This is a genomic window from Streptomyces kronopolitis (genome assembly GCF_050953795.1).
GTDB lineage: Bacteria > Actinomycetota > Actinomycetes > Streptomycetales > Streptomycetaceae > Streptomyces > Streptomyces kronopolitis_A.
The window spans coordinates 5,523,265-5,540,799 of record NZ_CP191850.1 but is presented as its reverse complement, the minus strand read 5'-3'; the positions used below and the strand labels follow the sequence as shown (position 1 = coordinate 5,540,799).

19 protein-coding genes are annotated in these 17,535 nt (G+C 61.6%); all 19 read left to right on the top strand.

Annotated features, from left to right (window positions below; translation table 11 throughout):
* The first annotated feature begins 3 nt into the window (after positions 1-3).
* The 19 genes from ACQP17_RS24670 to ACQP17_RS24580 all read left to right on the top strand — a co-directional run bounded on the left by ACQP17_RS24670 (position 4) and on the right by ACQP17_RS24580 (position 17,532).
* Positions 4-1,185, top strand: coding sequence for a phage major capsid protein (locus ACQP17_RS24670; RefSeq protein WP_433858241.1), 1,182 nt, complete (start codon positions 4-6; stop codon positions 1,183-1,185).
* 83 nt (positions 1,186-1,268) lie between these two features.
* On the top strand, positions 1,269-1,637 hold the full coding sequence (locus ACQP17_RS24665; RefSeq protein WP_433858240.1) for a hypothetical protein: 369 nt from the start codon (positions 1,269-1,271) through the stop codon (positions 1,635-1,637).
* A 9-nt stretch (positions 1,638-1,646) separates the two neighbouring features.
* On the top strand, positions 1,647-2,084 hold the full coding sequence (locus tag ACQP17_RS24660) for a hypothetical protein (protein ID WP_433858239.1): 438 nt from the start codon (positions 1,647-1,649) through the stop codon (positions 2,082-2,084).
* Positions 2,085-2,098: 14 nt separating this feature from the next.
* Positions 2,099-3,082, top strand: coding sequence for a phage tail tube protein (locus tag ACQP17_RS24655; protein WP_433858238.1), 984 nt, complete (start codon positions 2,099-2,101; stop codon positions 3,080-3,082).
* Positions 3,082-3,513, top strand: a complete 432-nt coding sequence (locus ACQP17_RS24650) for a hypothetical protein (RefSeq protein ID WP_433858237.1) — start codon at positions 3,082-3,084, stop codon at positions 3,511-3,513. The genes ACQP17_RS24655 and ACQP17_RS24650 overlap by 1 nt, the downstream gene beginning before the upstream one ends.
* A 1-nt stretch (position 3,514) precedes the next feature.
* Positions 3,515-3,796, top strand: coding sequence for a hypothetical protein (locus ACQP17_RS24645; RefSeq protein ID WP_433858236.1), 282 nt, complete (start codon positions 3,515-3,517; stop codon positions 3,794-3,796).
* 236 nt (positions 3,797-4,032) lie between these two features.
* Positions 4,033-6,195 carry a phage tail tape measure protein gene (locus tag ACQP17_RS24640; RefSeq protein ID WP_433858235.1) on the top strand — a complete coding sequence of 721 codons (2,163 nt, stop codon included), beginning with the start codon at positions 4,033-4,035 and terminating at the stop codon, positions 6,193-6,195.
* Positions 6,196-6,278: 83 nt separating this feature from the next.
* On the top strand, positions 6,279-7,142 hold the full coding sequence (locus tag ACQP17_RS24635; RefSeq protein ID WP_433858234.1) for a hypothetical protein: 864 nt from the start codon (positions 6,279-6,281) through the stop codon (positions 7,140-7,142).
* The gene (locus ACQP17_RS24630) at positions 7,142-8,128 is read left to right on the top strand and encodes a hypothetical protein (RefSeq protein WP_433858233.1); all 987 of its coding nucleotides are present in this window, start codon (positions 7,142-7,144) and stop codon (positions 8,126-8,128) included. The genes ACQP17_RS24635 and ACQP17_RS24630 overlap by 1 nt, the downstream gene beginning before the upstream one ends.
* A 36-nt stretch (positions 8,129-8,164) precedes the next feature.
* On the top strand, positions 8,165-9,205 hold the full coding sequence (locus ACQP17_RS24625) for a hypothetical protein (RefSeq protein WP_433858232.1): 1,041 nt from the start codon (positions 8,165-8,167) through the stop codon (positions 9,203-9,205).
* A complete protein-coding gene (locus tag ACQP17_RS24620; protein WP_433858231.1) occupies positions 9,195-9,989 on the top strand; it encodes a hypothetical protein in 795 nt (264 codons plus the stop codon). The genes ACQP17_RS24625 and ACQP17_RS24620 overlap by 11 nt, the downstream gene beginning before the upstream one ends.
* Before the next feature lie 3 nt (positions 9,990-9,992).
* The gene (locus tag ACQP17_RS24615) at positions 9,993-10,253 is read left to right on the top strand and encodes a hypothetical protein (RefSeq protein ID WP_433858230.1); all 261 of its coding nucleotides are present in this window, start codon (positions 9,993-9,995) and stop codon (positions 10,251-10,253) included.
* Positions 10,237-12,129, top strand: coding sequence for a hypothetical protein (locus tag ACQP17_RS24610; protein ID WP_433858229.1), 1,893 nt, complete (start codon positions 10,237-10,239; stop codon positions 12,127-12,129). Before ACQP17_RS24615 ends, ACQP17_RS24610 begins: the two co-directional genes overlap by 17 nt.
* A 79-nt stretch (positions 12,130-12,208) precedes the next feature.
* Positions 12,209-13,021 carry a peptidoglycan-binding protein gene (locus ACQP17_RS24605; RefSeq protein ID WP_433858228.1) on the top strand — a complete coding sequence of 271 codons (813 nt, stop codon included), beginning with the start codon at positions 12,209-12,211 and terminating at the stop codon, positions 13,019-13,021.
* A gap of 258 nt (positions 13,022-13,279) precedes the next feature.
* Positions 13,280-13,855, top strand: a complete 576-nt coding sequence (locus tag ACQP17_RS24600; protein ID WP_433858227.1) for a hypothetical protein — start codon at positions 13,280-13,282, stop codon at positions 13,853-13,855.
* A gap of 125 nt (positions 13,856-13,980) precedes the next feature.
* Positions 13,981-14,151: a hypothetical protein gene (locus tag ACQP17_RS24595; protein WP_433858226.1), complete on the top strand. Its 171-nt coding sequence runs from the start codon at positions 13,981-13,983 to the stop codon at positions 14,149-14,151.
* 83 nt (positions 14,152-14,234) lie between these two features.
* A complete protein-coding gene (locus ACQP17_RS24590) occupies positions 14,235-15,968 on the top strand; it encodes a hypothetical protein (RefSeq protein ID WP_433858225.1) in 1,734 nt (577 codons plus the stop codon).
* A 443-nt stretch (positions 15,969-16,411) separates the two neighbouring features.
* Positions 16,412-17,257 (top strand): hypothetical protein, encoded by an 846-nt coding sequence (locus ACQP17_RS24585; protein WP_433858224.1) that lies wholly within the window; start codon positions 16,412-16,414, stop codon positions 17,255-17,257.
* Between the two features lie 56 nt (positions 17,258-17,313).
* The gene (locus tag ACQP17_RS24580; RefSeq protein WP_433858223.1) at positions 17,314-17,532 is read left to right on the top strand and encodes a hypothetical protein; all 219 of its coding nucleotides are present in this window, start codon (positions 17,314-17,316) and stop codon (positions 17,530-17,532) included.
* Positions 17,533-17,535: the final 3 nt, after the last annotated feature.

Sequence of the window (17,535 nt, the reverse complement as noted above, 5' to 3'; positions counted from 1 at the left end):
CACATGGACGCAACCACTCTGTCCGCGAACTTTGAGGCACGCGAGAAGGCCACTGCGGAGCTTCGCAAGCTCACTGATGAGTTCGCCGGCAAGGACATGACCGCTGACGCTCGACAGACTGAAGAGCGCCTTCTCACTGCGGTTGCCGACTTTGACGGCCGTATCAAGCGTGGCATTGAGGCAATCAAGGCGACCGACGCTGTCACCTCCCTTCTGTCGGGCCTTCAGGGTTCCGGCTCCGGTGCCCAGCGTTCCGCCGACGTTGACGACGACGCGACCCTTCGCGCGGGCAACCTGGGTGAGGCACGGTCGTTTGAGTTCGCCCCTGAGAAGCGCGCGGGTGGCAACAAGGCTGACAACCCGAACGTTCTGAGCCGCACCCTTTACGGTCAGCTCATTGCGCAGGCTGTCGAGCGTTCCGCGATCATGCGCGGCGGCGCGACGACCTTCACCACGTCCGACGCCAACCCGCTTGACTTCACCATCATCACGGGGCGCTCTTCGGCGTCCATCGTCGGTGAGGCGACTCCGGTCCCTGAGTCCTACCCGGCAACCACTCAGCGCAGCATGGGCGGCTTCAAGTACGGCTTCGCGTCTGTCGTGTCGTATGAGTTCGCTACCGATCAGGTTCTTGACCTTGTCGGCTTCCTGGTTTCCGACGCCGGTCCGGCTATCGGTGACGCCATGGGTCGCCACTTCATCACGGGTACCGGTACGGGTCAGCCGCGCGGCATCCTGACTGACGCTTCGCCGGCCACTGCGACTTTCGCACTGACCGATGAGGACAGCAAGGTTTCCGACGCGCTGATTGACCTGTTCCATGAGGTCCCGTCCGCGTACCGGGGCAACGCGAAGTACGTCGTGAACGACCTTCGCGCGGCTCAGATGCGGAAGCTGAAGGATGCCAACGGACAGTATTTGTGGCAGAGCGGCCTTACCGTGGGCGCTCCGTCGCTCTTCAACGGCAAGGTTGTCGAGACTGACGACGGTATGCCGGTCGACAAGATCCTGTTTGCCGACCTGAGCAAGTACCGGGTCCGCTTCGCCGGTTCGCTGCGTGTTGACCGTTCGGTTGACGCGAAGTTCAGCACCGATCAGATTGTGTATCGCTTCCTTCAGCGTGCGGACGGGCTTCTCGTTGACGCCCGTGGCGCGAAGGTTCTGACTGTCGGTGCGGGTGCCTAATCCGTCCTAGGTGGCTGGGGCTCAGCCTACTCACGTGAGTAGGTTGGGCCCCTTCCCCTGGGCCCTTCGGAAGGGGGCACAGCGTGGCGTACGCGACGATTGAAGAGCTTCGCGCGCTTGACGGGTTGGATGATTCGGCGCTGTTCACGGATGAGCTTCTGTCGGACGCAATCGACTTCAGCGTTGAAACCGTCGAAGTGTACTGCGGCCGGAAGTGGGACACGGCGGAAGACCCGACGCCGGAAATCATCCGTTGGTGCGTGCGCACTCTCGCACGGCAATACGTGCTCGACCATGTGTCGCGCATTCCCGATCGGGCGCTTCAGCTTCAGTCTGAGTTCGGCTCGATTCAGCTTGCTCAGGCTGGGGGCAATTGGCGTCCGACGTCGCTGCCCGAAGTGAACGCGAAGCTGAATCTGTACAGGGTCAGGCTCCCGTTCATTTTCATGTGAGGGGCGACCGTGGCACTGATCTTTGACGCGAAGGTTGCACTTTTCGAGCGCCTGAAGGCCACTGTGCCGGCTGACGTTCAGTGCACCTTCGCGGAAACGGGCGACACTTCCCGACGAAAGAGTGTGTGGCTGGGCGCGACGGTTGACGATGACCTTGCCCCAGCGGCTATGCGCTCCGGAGCGAAGCCAACCAACGTGACCGGCTACGTAGAAGCGCACGCCGTAGTCACGACTCCGGGCAACCCGATTGACGCTGAACGCGCCGTGTACGGCATTCGCGATTACGTCAAGCAAGCGTGCGCAGCGTTGAACGCTGACCTTGCTTCGGTGCCCGGATTGCTCGACGCCCGACCGGAGTCGGCAAGCGTCGAATCTACCGAAACCACTGACGGCGCTTATTCGGCGCTGACTGTTCGCGTCCGTGTTCGTGGGCGCGTCTACCAATAGAAGGGGGCGCACGCATGGCGCTTGACGCAAGCATTGGCATTGGGCAGGAAGACACTTACGGCACGGTTTCCGCTGTCGTTGAGGGTTATGAGGGGCAGGCGGATTCTTGGAAGACGTCGCGAGAGTTCATTGAGTCTGTCGGCTTCCGGGCCGGTATGCAGACGGCGCGCGCGGACCGCCGGAATATCGTCAACATGGGTGGCGAAGGTGAGCTTGAGATTGACGTGCTCGACGCCGGAGCTTCGAGCGTTCTGAAGTCCGCTTTCGACAAGGTCACGGTCACCGACACGGCCGGCGTACGGACTTCGGTCTTCGAGACTTCCGACGTGTCTCAGGCTCCGTCGTTCTCGGCTCAGATGGTTCGCCCCGGTACCGACGGCAGTAAGGTCGCTTACAAGCACCTGGGTTGCGTCGCCACTGAGTGGAGCATCACGGCCGAAGTCGAAGAGGCTGTGAAGCTTGCCGTCACCTTCGACTTTCAGGACGTCACGCACACGTCGACTCCGTCTGAGATTGTCGCGCCCACGTATCCCGCTGAGGCGTACCCGTACGACTGGACGCGTACCGGAGTTGAGCTTTCCCGGAACGGCAGCGCGGTTGCGTTCGACGCCACTTCGCTTGAGCTGACCGGCGAACTGGGCATGAAGGTTGACCGCCGGTTCCTTCGCGGCAATGAGCTGAAGAAGAAGCCGATTCGCAACGCCGTGCCCACGTACGAAGGCACCCTTGAAGGTGAGTTCTCGGCGGCTTCGCTGGGACTGTATGAGGCGTTCATTGCGGGTGAGCTGTGCGCCCTGAAGGTGTCCTTCGCGGGCATCCTGCCCGGCACTTCGCTGACCGTTGAGGCTCCGGCGATTCAGTTCACGGGTGAGTCTCCGGAAGCGGCTACCGACGAAGTCACCGTTCACAACCTGCCGTTCCGCGTGCTCGACCCCGGTGACGGTACGGCGGCAATCAAGCTCACGTACGTCGAGCCGGGTACTCCGGTCGAGCCGTAATGGCGCAGCGGAGTGCGTACACGGTTCAGGTTGATGGACTCCGCGAATTTCAGCGCAACGTGCGCACGCTCAAAGACAAGGAACTGAACAAGGCCGTACGCGCTGCCAACAAGGCTTCCGGCGAAGTTCTGATTCCCCAGGCGAAGCACGAAAGCCCGGACGGTCACCGCGACGCGAAGTCGTCTAAGAAGTACCGTCCGGGCAAGTTGGATAAGTCCATCAAGGTCACGGCGTCCGCGAAGGGCGCTGTCATCAAGGCCGGCTCAGCGGCGCGTGTGCCGTATGCCGCCGCAATTCACTTCGGTTTCCGGAAGCGGAATATCCGCCCGAACCGATTCCTGTTTCGTGCCATGGCCCGTAAGTCGGACGTCGTGGCCGCTACTTACGAACGCCGCATTGAAGCTGTCGTTCGCCAATTCTTGGAGAGTTGATATGCCCGCGAAGAAGCCCGTTTTTGTGCCCCCGACCGACTTCACTCTTGACCTCAAGCTTGAGTCGCTGACCATTGATGAGATTGACGCCATTGAGGAGATTACGGGTCAGCCGCTCGACGCGCTGAACAAGCCCGGTTCTCGGCGCGCTCCGATGCTTAAGGCCATGGCGTTTGTCGTCATGAAGCGCAAGCACCCTGAGTTCACGATTGAGGATGCGGGCAACCTTCGCATCAACCTGAAGGGCAAGGGCAAGGCGGACCCTACCGCGACCAACGCGTGATTGCTTGCGCACGTCTGATCAGCCACTTCAAGGGGCTCACATGGTCGGACGTGCGCGGCATGGAACTTCGCGATTTCAACGCGTTGGTTGCTCAGATGGTTGACGACATTGAGGCGGAGCGCAAGGACGTTAAGCGCGCCGGACGTGGCAGGGGCGGCAGTGCCCAGGGTGGGGAACGGCGTACGCCGGTCATGACGTAAGGGGGCGCTATGGCTCGACCTATTCAGGTCACGATCATGGGCGACGCTGATCAACTTGCACAGACGCTTGATGACGCCGCCGATGATGTCAGTTCGTTCGGTGAGACGGCGAAGGGGCTTGCTGCTGTAGCGGGTGGCGCTATCGCTGTCGGCATCGGTGCGGGTATCGCTTCGGCGCTTGAGAAGGAAGTGGGCACTGACCTTCTCGCCGCTCAGTTGGGTGCGTCGCCGGCTGAGGCGAAGACCCTGGGTGAGGCAGCGGGCAAGGTCTATTCGGACGGCTACGGCGAGTCTGTGGCCGATGCGAACGAAGCCTTGAAGGGACTGTGGCAGCAAGGTCTAGTTCCGGCGGGTGCCACTGCCGATGAAATGGCGCACATTTCGAAACAAGCTATGGACGTCGCGAACGTCCTGGGCGACGAAGTGGGCCCGACGTCTGCCGCTGTCGGTCAGATGTTGAAGACCGGTCTTGCGAAGAACGCCACTGAGGCTTTTGACATTCTCGTCAAGGGCACCCAGGAAGGCGCGAACAAGAGCGAGGATCTTCTAGACACCTTCAACGAATACGGCGTTCAGTTCAAGGGCATCGGGCTTGACGGTAAGACCGCCATGGGTCTTCTGTCTCAGGGCTTGAAGGGTGGCGCGCGTGACGCTGACCTTGTGGCCGACTCCCTGAAGGAATTCGGGCTTATCGTCCGCGCGGGTGGCGACGAAGTGAACGCGTCGTACAAGGCCATTGGCCTTAACGGCAAGGACATGACGAAGGCCATTGCGGAAGGTGGGCCGACGGCAGCGAAGGCGCTTGACCAGACTCTTGACGGGCTTCGTAAGGTCAAGGACCCGGCGGAGCGTTCGGCCCTAGCGGTGAAGCTTTTTGGCACCCAGGCTGAGGACATGCAAGACGCGCTTTTCGCGCTCGACCCTTCTACGGCTGTTGAGTCGCTGGGCAAGGTCGACGGAGCCGCGAAGACCGCCGGTGAAACCATGCACGACAACGCCGCGAACAAGATTTCTCAGTTCACGCGTGCGCTTCAGACTGGCATGGTCGACTTCATCGGCGGCACGGTGCTGCCGGTTCTTGAGAAGTTCACGCCGACGATTGCGGGCATTGGTTCGGCTATCGCGTCCACTGCGGGTTTCGTCTCCCAGCACAAGACGGCGTTCAGCATCGTTGCCGGAGTCATCACGGTTCTTCTCCTTCCGGCGCTGATTGCCTGGGGTGTTCAGTCAACGATCAACGCAGCGAAGGCGGTTGCTGCCTGGGTGACGTCGTCGGCTACGGCCGTGATCGAATCCACGAAGCAAGCCCTAGCACACGCGAAGGTCGTTGCCGGGTGGATAGCGTCGGGCGCTCAGGCGGCACTCAATGCGGCGAAGGTCGTTGCCGGTTGGGTGCTCATGGGTGCTCAGGCAATGCTTCAGGGTGCGCGCATGGCCGCTGCGTGGCTTCTCGCCATGGGCCCTATTCCGATCATCATTGCCCTGATCGTTGGCCTTGTCGTTCTGATCGTGGCCAACTGGGACACGATTTGGGCGTACACGAAGAAGGTCTTTCAGTGGCTTTGGGACTGGGTCAAGAAAATCTTCGGATGGCTGAAGGATCTCTTCCTGAACTTCACGGGTCCGGGACTGATCATCAAGCATTGGGACACGATCGTTGAGAAGACGAAGAGCGCCTTCAACTGGGTGAAGAACCTAGCGAAGAACGCCCTAGACGCTGTGGTCAACTTCGTGAGTTCGCTCCCTGGGCGCATCCTTTCGGCCGGCTCCCGTTTGCTCAGCGCAGCGAAGAGCCTGGGCGGGTACGTGATTGACGGAATCAAGAACGGGCTTTCCAAGCTGGGCGGCTTCGCGTCGTCGCTTGCTTCCGCTGTCGGTCGCGCCGCCAAGGGTGCCATCAACGGAGTGATCGACCTTTTGAACTGGGCGATTCCGAACAAGCTGGGTTGGGGCAAGCTCAGCATTGACCTTCCGGACAGCCCGATTCCGAAGATTCGCGCCATGGGTGGACCGGCTTCAGGCTGGACGCGCGTTGGTGAGCGTGGCCCGGAAGAAGTCTTCTTGCCGAACGGCTCCCAGGTTCGCCCGAACCATGCCCTGAGCGGCGGCAGCGGAGTCACGGTCAACGTCCAGACCAACGCCGACCCGTTCGCGATCGGCCGTGAAGTGGCCTGGGCGCTCCGCACCAACCCGGCATAACCCAGCCTACTCACGTGAGTAGGTAAGCGCCCCTCAGTCTCGACGGCTGGGGGGCGCTCCCATGACTGAAGGAGGTTGACCCAGTGGCGGAACTGAGCGACTGGACATGTGAGTTCAACGGGCTTGTCATGGGGGTGCCCGACTCCGCCGTTTCGATCGTTGGCGTTGACGGGCTTCTGTCGCTGCCTGAGATTCGGTCGTCAGACCTAACCATCGTTCAGCGTCACGGGCTTTGGCCTGGGCGCGACTACATGAACGGGCGCACGGTCACGCTGACGCTTGAGGTCTACGGCTCGACGCGTGAAGAGTTCACGGAAGCCCTGAACGCCCTTCAGGCGGCTTTCACTCCGGGGGTTGATGAAATCCCCTTCCGGTTCCGCTTTCCGGGCGCTGCGGCCGATCAGACGGCGTACGTCATGGCACGTGTGCGGAAGCGGAGCGCACCCCTTGACCTGAACTTCGCGTACATGACTTGCAACATGGTCGTTGAGCTTTTCTCGACGTCCCCTTACATCGTTGGCGACGCTCCGCGAATCGTGACCGTTCGGAGTTCCGTTACGGCTCAGCCGGCTACCGGTCTTACGACTGGGGAAACGGTGCCGTTCGTGCTCGAAGCCCAGGGCGTCACGGCGGACCCGGTTAGCCGCTTCACGGAGTACGGCAGCGTTGTTGCTCGACCGGTCGTTGAGATTCGCAACGCGTCTTCCCCGTGGCTTGTTGACGACGTTACGGGGCTTTGGTTCGGCTTGTCGTACGCCGGAAACATCGTCATTGACTCCGCTGCCCAGACGGTTAAGAACGATCAGGGCGGGGACCTTAGCGGCTTCATTTCTGCGGGTGCCACGTGGCCGGAGTACAAGCCTGGGGAACATCGGTTGCGTCTGCTGAGTGCCGACGCTTACACGGAAGCCACGGCGGTAATCACGTGGTCGGATAGGTGGGTTTGATGGCTGGGTTTGCATGGTTTCAGGATGGCTCTTCGTACCCGGCGGACGACCTTGCCAATTGGCTAAGCGTGATGACTCCGCGCGGAACGCTGAAGCATCTGTTCACGTCCACTTCTCAGTTCCTTGCGAACTCTGATCAGACGACGCGCACGATTGCCGTTGGTTCCGGCAACGCCCTGATCGGCGGCACACCTGGGGGCGCAACCTGGGCATGGTCGCCGGCCGTAACTCTGTCGGTGCCTGCCGCCTCAACTACCAACCCGCGCAAGGACCTTATCGTTGCTCGGCTGACCACGAAGACGGCTGACGGCAGCAACGGGCTTGCTGTCGAACTGATTCAGGGCACGCCTGCCGCTACTCCGGCCGCGCCTACTCGCCCGAACAATGCGGTTGCGCTGTGCGTTGTCGACGTTCCGAAGTCCTCAACTACCTTCACACTCACGGTTGTTCGCACAACGGGTCAGTATGCCGATCAGGCAGCGTACGCGGGTGGCTGTGTGGCTATCGACTGGGGCGGCACCCTTCCGGCGGCGTCGGCGTTCCCCGTGGGCTTCACCCTGTACGACTACGGCACGAATCAGCGTTGGGTGCGTCGAGACAACTCGACATGGTTCACGGCTGACCCCGGACCGTGGAAGGCGTGCACCCCTCAGAACGTTCAGGCGAAGGACGGCACGAACGTGACCGTGACCGGTGCCCTGTACGTGCGCGAGTCTTCGAACGGCTGGGAGTTGTCGGGTCAGTTGGGCTTCTCCCCCAGCAAGGATCTAGACACGCTGACTACGCCGGCCCTTCTCCCTTCGGGGATTACTCGACCGACTCAGAACACTTACGGGGCGTCGGGGCAGACGTACGGGACCACTTCAGCGGGTGGCGTCGGTCGTCTCGCGCTGATGACCAACGGGACGGTTGAGTACGGGAACGACGGCAACATTGCCAACCTGTACATCAACGAACAGTTCAGTAAGTCCCCGTGGAATTCCTAGTCACCGACTCCCTTCGCATAGGTAGGGGGTATATCCATGCCTGAATACGAGGTACTTCAAGTAGAGGCGAAGACGGGCAACGTCGAAATGGCGTTGCCCGTCACGGGTATTAGCTACGGCGAAACCCTGAACGCTGCGGGTGCGTGCTCAGTCGGTATGCCGCTCGACGCTGCCGACCCTTCGACGCTGATTCCTGGGCGCTCCGCCCTTGTGGTGACGCGCGACGACGAACCCGTGTGGGGCGGCATTCTGTGGACGGCTTCGGCTGACCTTGCCGCCGGAACGTTGGCGCTCAATGCGTCTGGGTGGCACAGCTACTACGCCGGTCGCGTGCTTCACGACGGCTACAACCGGAAGACCGATCAGGCGCTTCTATTGTCGGATTGGTTCGCGCTGTGCAACGGAGACGGCGGCATTGACACCGACGTTTCGCGGCTGACGACGACCGGAAAGATTCGTTCCCGCACGTGGACGCAATACGAACTGAAGGTTGTTTCCGAAGCCATCAATGAGCTTGCCGAAGAAGACGGCGGTTTCAATTTCCGGTACGAGACCTTTTGGCGAAGCAACACGCGCGTTGGTAACCGGGCGCTGAAGACGGGCAAGGGCGGGAACCCTATTCCGTTCGCGCTGACGCACAAGGCGAACTGTGACGTCACTCAGGTGTCGTACGACGCTGCCGCCATGGCAACCCGCGTGTATGCCGTCGGTGCCGACAACGGCAACGGGACGAAGCTTGTCGGTATCGCTGACAACGCCCTTGACATGCCGACGAAGCACAGCGTCACGACTTTCTCTGATGTGAAGTCGACTGAGGCTCTTCTAGTCAAGGCGTATGCGATTGCGTCCGCCGGCCGTGCCCCTGTCGCCATTCCTTCGCTGACCCTGTATCCGGGTGAGTTCAACCCGCTCGACTTCATACCGGGCGACAGCGGCGGCGTTCAGGTTGATTCCGGGTACGTCGCGATCCTTGACGACTTCGTGATTACGGAGCGCAAGACCGATGTTGACGTGAACGGCACCGAAGTCACGTCGCTTTCTCTCGCCAATAAGGAGTTGTTTACGAGTGGCGATTAACGCGAACGCGCTGAGCCCTTCCCTTGTGAATGAGCTGAACGACCTGAAGCGCCGGCTAGCGGCTGTCGAGCGGAAGCCTGATGTGCTCGCAAAGTTCGACCGGTACCCGACCAACGATTGGGCGGCAGTAGGGCGCGGCAAGGTTGCGGGGAACGTGTGGTCATCCTGCGGCATCGCGAACGTCACGGGCCTTGTGTACGACCGCGTTGAAGTCAAGTTCATCACTGACAACTTCATCAAGGGAAAGCGCGAAGGCGAAGTGAGGCTTGCCGCCTTCAAGCACACGGGAAACAACATCAAGGAATGCGTCAGCGCGACCACTTCCGTACAGCTTCACGGCGGTACGTCGCGCGCTGTCGATTCCTTCGTTATGCGCTGGGTGCACGGAATCCCCTTTGGCTGGGATTACGAAGACGGTACGAGCGTCTACACGATTGAGCTTCAGCACCGCTATCTAGTCGGGCCGGACACTTCGGCTATCACGTACGTCGCCGGCCCCATCAAGAAGAACGCCACGACCGATGACGGGCTTACGGGATTCTCGCAGACGATCAACGGCGAGACCTGGTGGCAGATGTATTACCAGAGTTCGAAGGGCTGGACGTGGCAGCGTCGCCCGATCAGCGATGACGACGGCTCTTACAACATCTCGAATTTCCATTACTGCGTTGGGTTGCCCGAAAGCGTCATTCCCGAAGCGCACCCGATCGGCTGGGGTTGGACGTCTATGGAAGGCGTGAGCACGGGCGACCCAGGCAACATCAATGACCCTTGGATTGGGTAGACCGTGGAATTTTCCAACCTGATAGGCACGGCTGAGATTGTCGGCGGCGCGTGCCTTTTCCTCATGCTGGTCTATCGGCAGGTGAAGACCGGCGCGCGGGATGCGTGGCGCGAAGAGGCTGAGGCACAGACGGCGCGCGCTGACCGACTCGAAAAGGAAGTTGCGCGTCTTATCGACGTCGTTGAAGCGCTCCGAATCGAGAACCGGGAGCTTCGCACTCACATCGACAACCTGATAGGGGGCGCACGTGCCGATTCCGAATGAAATTCCTACCGTTAAGGTCACGGCATGGTACGAGGGTTTCGGCGGAAGGGGGCTGAAGGGCACCGTTACATTCACTGCGCCCTTCGTCACGTTCGCTGAGTCGGACCTTTTCCTTGCCGGTCCGGTCGTCTGTTCGCTCGATGAGTCGGGCAGGCTGATTGACGCCGACGGAAACATTGGCGTGCGGCTTCCCGCTACCGACTCCCCCAACATGAACCCGACTGGGTGGACGTACACGGTTAAGGAGAATCTGACCGGCGTCGTTGGGGCGCGCACCTATTCCATGGTGCTGCCGAAGGACACACTAAACAACACGATTGACCTTGCCGACGTCGCGCCGGCCAACCCGGAGACTCCGACTTACGTAGCCGTTCCCGGACCCAGCGCGTACGAAGTGGCCGTTGCGAATGGCTACGAAGGCACCGAAGCGCAGTGGGTTGCGTCGCTCGAAGGTCCCCAGGGAATTCAGGGCGTTCAGGGCGTGCGCGGCTCCCAGGTGTGGACTGGTTCCGCTGACCCGACTTCGGCACTGGGCGCGAACGGCGACGTCTATACCCAGTACACGACGTCAACCTTCCTGGGCGTCACGTCGACAACGGTAGCCATGTGGGCGCGTTCCGGCGGAAGTTGGGCGCGCGTTGGTGGCGACGTTCGCGGCGCGGCATGGTACGTCAGCACGTCGAGCACTTCGAGCGCTGACACGAAGCCGGGTGACATGTTGCTTCGCTCCGACACGGGTGACGTGTGGCAGCGTGGCGCGAGTGGCTGGGGCTCCGTTGTGGGCAACCTGAAGGGGCCCCAGGGTGTTCAGGGCGTCAAGGGTGATACAGGCGCTCAGGGAGTCAAGGGCGACGCTGGGCCCCAGGGCGTTCAGGGCGTCAAGGGTGACAAGGGCGACCGGGGCGACACGGGGCCGGCTGGGGCTGACGGTACGGGCGCGGGAACGGTCACGGCGGTCAACACTGTCGCGCCGGACGTAAACGGCAACGTCACGCTAGCCGCTGTCAACGTCGGGGCGCTTGCGGCGTCAACTAAGGGCGTGGCGAACGGCGTTGCTTCGCTGGGCGCTGACGGCAAGGTTCCTTCGGCTCAGCTTCCGACGCTTGCCGACCCGAACGCCGTGACTTCGGTCAACGGTCAGTCGGGCCCGACCGTGACGCTTACCGCCGCGAACGTGGGCGCGCTTGCTACGTCAACGAAGGGCGCTGTGAACGGCGTTGCTTCACTCGACGCGTCGGGGGACGTTCCCATTGCCCAGGTGCCGAACGTGGCCCGGAACGAGTGGAACGCGAAGGCGCTGGGCTTTGAGGCATGGTCGTGCGACCCGTACGGCGTCGTGAACCCGGTTGCAAAGTACCTGAAGCCCGCGCGTCTGTACTTCACGGGAATCAACATCACGGAGTCGACAACCGTTGACCGGATCGTGTTGTTCGCGCGTGGATACGGCGGCGTTGCGGCAAACCGGTACCGCGCGGCTATCTACCGCGAGAACGGCACGGGCACGGGCACGAAGGTTGTTGAGTCGGCTTCCGTCGCGCTGACGATGGCTGGGCAGGAAGCCGGAGCGCTTCCGGCCATGGGGACGACTCACGTAGGCGCTGTGCCGATCACGATTGCCCAGACGGTTCTTACGCCTGGGCGGTACTGGGTCGCCTTCGCGCTTGTCACGGGCGGCACGGCTGACTTCGCCTACTACCACGTACAGAACGAAGCCACGGTGGCAACGGCGAACTTCTTCATGACGACGTCGCCATGGGCGCGCGCTTGGTACACGGAAGGGCAGGGAACGGGCGCTCTTCCGGCCACAGCGAATCAGGGAGCGTCGACCGCCCTTGCTGACCATGACCTTCCGATTGTGGCGCTAGCCAACGTCTAATCCAGCCTACTCACGTGAGTAGGTACGGCCCCTCAGTAATCCGACTGGGGGGCTTTTTGGTGCACAGAAAGAGACTCGTATGAGCATCGCAAAGGTTCTGTCCGTCGCCACTGCCGAAGTCGGCTATCACGAAGGCAAGTCGGGCGGGCATTGGAACAACTTTCAGAAGTATTCGCCGGCCGTTCCGGGGCTTGAGTGGTCGCAGAATCAGGCATGGTGCGCAACCTTCATTTCCTGGGTGGCGCTGACCGCTGGGCACGCTGACCTTTTCCCGCGCACGGCTTCGTGTGCAACCGGCGTTTCCTGGTTCCGGAACAAGGGCCGATTCAGTGAGTACCCGGCGGTTGGTTCTCAGGTTTTCTTCGGGAACGGTGGCGGGTCGCACACTGAGATTGTCGTCTCTTACGACGCCGATTACGTCTACACGGTCGGCGGCAACACGAACGCGAACGGGAGCGCCGAAGGTGACGGCGTGTACGAGAAGAAGCGCGCTCGACGTGACTCGTACCTTTACGGCTACGGCTACCCGGCTTACGACGGCGGGTCGGTGTCTGCGGACCCGAACGCCGCAAAGTTCGGTTACAAGGTCAAGGCAACCGGCAGCGTCAAGGACGTTGGCGGCACTGTCGAGAAGCCGAAGCCGAAGTATGAGCCGTTCCCCGGTTCCGCCTTCTTCAAGGGCAAGCCGAAGAGCGCGATCGTTACGGCTATGGGCAAGCGCCTTGTTGCCGTCGGTTGCTCCGCGTACAAGTCGGGTCCGGGCCCCCAGTGGACGGACGCCGACAAGGCTTCGTATGCGAAGTGGCAGCGTAAGCAGAAGTACACGGGTGCCGACGCCGACGGTTGGCCCGGTAAGGCTTCGTGGGACGCGCTGAAGGTTCCGAAGGTCTAAGGGGTGTCTATGGGTGAGCACAGCAAGCCGGACAAGGTGGGGAAGCTTCGCGCTCTTCTCGCCTGGGTCATGACTCACAAGCGGGTCGTTCTGTCCTTCGTGGTCGGTGCTGTCTCGGCTATCACGGCCGTAAAGCCTGACTTCCCTGGGCGGGTCGTGCTCGACGTCGCGCACATGGTGCTAGGGGTCTAGCCGGCCAACGTCACCGACTCCCTTCGTGTCGGGTGTAAGAGCATCCACACGAAGGGACGTCGGGGCATGGCGTATTACAAGAGCATTGGGCTTGTCGGTCCGGCTCAGTCGGGCAAGGATTCGGTCGGAACCCGGCTCCGGCAGCGTTACGGCTATCAGCGCGTCGCGTTTGCTGACCCTTTGAAGGCGGCAGCGCTTCGCGTTGACCCGATCATCCCGACCACGTACGGCGTGCATGTGAGGCTGAGCAAGCTCATTGCCGCTGTCGGTTGGGATTACGCGAAGGTGACGTATCCGGAAGTGCGTCGGGTGCTTCAGCACGTCGGGCAGACGGTACGCGACATTGACCCCGGTTTCTGGGTCCGTGCCGCTTCGCCGGCTATCGACGCCGCTGAGCACCTGGGGCTTCCGGTCGTCGTCACTGACGTGCGGTACGAGAACGAAGCCACCTACCTTCGTGACAGGGGCTTCGCCACGGTTCGGGTTACTCGACCTGGGGCCGGAGCTACCGGCGACACTGCGAAGCATGACAGCGAGACGGAGCTAGCCACCTGGGCGGCTTCACTGACCATTGCGAACACGGGGACGCTTGAGGACCTGAACCGGATCGTTGACAGCCTTCTTCTCCCCCGGAGCCGCTGACGCGTGCCCCCTACTGACTGCCTTCGGGTGGCCGGTAGGGGGCCTTTTTTTGTGGCCTGGGGTTGCATGTGCCTACTCACGTGAGTAGTCTCTTACCTGTCAGCAAGAACAACGAAGGGGGCGGGATGAAGAAGCGCGCGAAGGACGTAACCCTTGGGGACGTACTTATCACCGAAGGCGGCGTGATGGACGTCAAGACGGTTTCAACCGACATGATCTGTGGCACCACGATGATCGGTTGGGGACCGAACGCGCTGATCTTCGAGCCGTTCGAAGAAGTCGAGACGGCCGAGTAAGAGCTAACACGGGCCCAACCTACTCACGTGAGTAGGTTGGGCCGCTCAATCCCAGCGGACACATGAGGCGGGAAGGTTCGGGCGTGAACGTCGTAAGCGTGGACAGTGGCACGGTGCATATTGCTGACCCGACGTGCGCGCACCCGTTCCCGAAGTACAGCACTCCGGCCATGCGCCTTATGAAGTTCCGCTTCACGGACGCGCCGGCCACCTGCCGAAGCTGCATCATGCTCGACAAGCTGAACGGCTCGAACAAAGAAACTCAGCCTACTCACGTGAGTAGGCTAGACAACGGCGCGGCGACCCCGGTAGAGTCGGCCACGCAAGACAACGACAGCGGCAAAGGGGCGGACATGAGCGGTACGAACGTGGTCAGCGTACGGGGCGGCAAGGTGCACTTCCGCGCGAAGTACCTGGGTGACCACGTGTTCCCCGCTTGCCGTACGGGTGCCATGACGAACAGTGGCACGAAGTACCGCACGACCGAAGCCGCCGTTGACTGCAAGACGTGTTCGACATACGACGCCGAAGTGTTCGCAACGTACGAACCCGAAGTTGAAGCCGACCCGAAGGAAGACGACATGGCCGCGAAGAAGCCCGAAACCACTGAGAACGACGCCACGAACGCCCCGGACGTTGACGAACTGATCAGCGCGATTCACGCGACCATTGACCAGTTGAAGGCTGTCACTCCGGGCCTGGGGGCGCACGGTGAGGCGACCGCGCTGAAGCAAGAGGCAGACGAGAAGATTCGTCAGCTTCCGACGGCGAAGCGCAACACCCTTCGCACCCAGGTGACGAAGGCGTTCAAGGCGGTGACCGCGAAGCCTGAGCCGGAGCCGGCCCCCGCTGCCGATCCGATCACGCCTACCGCAGTGCAGACGCGCGCTGAGGTTGCCGCCGAAGACCCGCGTAGCTTCGAAGGCGTTGACAAGCTCATCACGGACGGCGTCAAGGCGTTCAGCGAAGGTCTCGACCTGGGGCTGAAGCTGTCGAACGTCGGTGAGCGTCTGGCGGGCATCATCCTTCGGATGCGCCTCAGCATCCCGAACCCGGACGCCGCGAACCTGCCCGACCTGACGTCGGTCCGGAAGACGACGAAGAATGGTGCCGGAGAGATTTACGACACGGTCCGCAAGAAGATTGCCGACGACGACGTTGACCGGATTGCCGCTCACACGTCCATGGTGCGCGCGTCTCAGAACAAGGCTTCCGACGTCCTTGTTGAGTGGCTGGACGCGTTCGACACGTCGGAGTTCTCGACGGTAACTGAGTCGCTGAACAAGCACTTCCCCGGAGCTATCAAGCTCATGGAAGAGAACGCCCAGGCGATCGAAGCGGCTAAGGCGGAAGAGAAGGAAGCTCCGGCTGAGCTGTCCGTGTCCGACGCAATCCGCGCGCTGTACGCCGCTCATGAAATCGAGCTTCCCCGCTACGGCCGGACGGAGCTTGCCCGTATCGACCGACGCGTGAAGAAGCTGGGCGAAAAGTCGAAGGAACTTGAGGCGCTGAGGGAGACTGACAACGCTGACGAACAGAAGGTAATGGCGCTTGAGGACGAGATTGTTGACCTGAAGCAGGAAATCCCCGAATCCTTCCTTGAGCCGGTGAAGGAAAAGACCGACGCTGAGCGGGCAACGGAAGCGCTCGAAGCCGTGAAGGCAGCGATGGAGAAGGCCGGCAAGCGCGCGAAGAAGGTGAAGACCGCTGCACAGAAGACGAAGGTCAAGACTGAGGCGTACGCGCTGATTCGTAGCTTCGCTGACGACCTGGGGCTTGACCTGAGCGCCCTTCTCCCCTCCGACGACGAAGAGTAATCATTCAGTCACACCGAGCGAAGCCCCTGGGAGTAACCAGCCTGGGGGCTTCGCCCTAGGAAGGATGCGCGAATGCCCTACTGCCTGAACTGTCGGAGCGACCACGCCGACGAAGCAACCGAAGAGCATCAAGCCCCCTGCAACATGTGCGGCAGTGACGGGCACTCTCGGTGCCAACACGGCCCGCAACCGCACTGAGCACCCCTCACAGCGCCTAGAAGCCCCGTCGGGTCACCACGTACCGACGGGGCTTCGTCACGTCCATACAGCGGCGCACAGCGCTGACCATGGCTTAGTGATGCTGTGACGCTGTGACCCAAAATCCAAATTCACCTAAGACTTCTCTAAGAGCTATCCCGGCTCGACGCCACTTCGTCACAGCGTCACCGGTCACCGACTCCCTTCAACCCAGGTAGAGACTCCTACCGCTGAAGGGGGCCCCAGTGCCCAAGATTCGTACCGTCTACCGTGGCGGAAGCCGGTTCTACGTCCACCCTGAGAACCGGGAGATCGTTCACCCAGGCGTGACGTCCGTTCTCGGAATGCTTGCCAAGCAAAATTTCCTTGCTCCGTGGCAAGCGAAGATGGCAGCGGAACTTGCCGTTGACTCGATTGACTTCGTGTCGGACATGGCGCGTCGCGATCGTGACGGAGCCGTTGACTACCTGAAGGGGGCAGCGCGCCGATACACGAAGGTTCGCGCTGACCTGGGCAGCGAAGCTCACGACCTTTTTGAGCGCCTTATCCGGGGTGAGTACGTGGGCAGGGTCCGGAGTGACCTTCAGCCTTACGTCGAGCACTTCCGCGAGTTTCTTGAGGCGGTCAACCCTGAGCTTGTACGCGCTGAAGATGTCGCATGGTCGGACACGTACGGCTATGCCGGCTCTTTTGATGTTGTCATGCGCGTTTGGCTCGACGCCGAAGGCAAGCCGACTCCGGACCGGTCCGGCACGCCCCATCTGATTATGGGCGACTGGAAAACGTCGAAGGCAACTTACGCGGACGTTGCGCTTCAGATGAGCGCTTACATGAACGCCGACTTCATCATTGACCCGGACGGCAACCGTGAGCCGATGCCGGAGTTTGACGGCGCTGCCGTTCTTCACGTGACTGACACGACCTGGGCCTTCAAGCCGGTCGAGACTGGGCCGGACGTCTTCGCTCACTTCCTGCACCTTCGTTCGACCTTCGATTGGGACCGTGACGTTTCCCGGAAGGTGATCGGGAAGCCCATTGCGAAGAAGGCAGCGGGCAAGCTTGTGACCGGCACCCAGCGACGCGCCCGGTAGTCACCGACTCCCTTACTGGCACCTGAGACACACCCCCGCTCGAAGGAGAGACGCGCTTGAAGAACGACCTGAAGACCCTGGGGCTTGCTGCGCTTGTTGGCTTCGTGCTCGCTGTCCTGGGGCTCAGCCTGTCGGCGTTCGTCGTCATGATCTACGTCGGCATGTGGCACGGCTACAACGACGCCATTCCGGCCCTGGGCTTCGTCAACTGTCTGTACGGCGTTGGCCTTGTCGGCATCCTGACGGCCCTGGGCGTGTCCGTGCGGCGCGACTAGCAC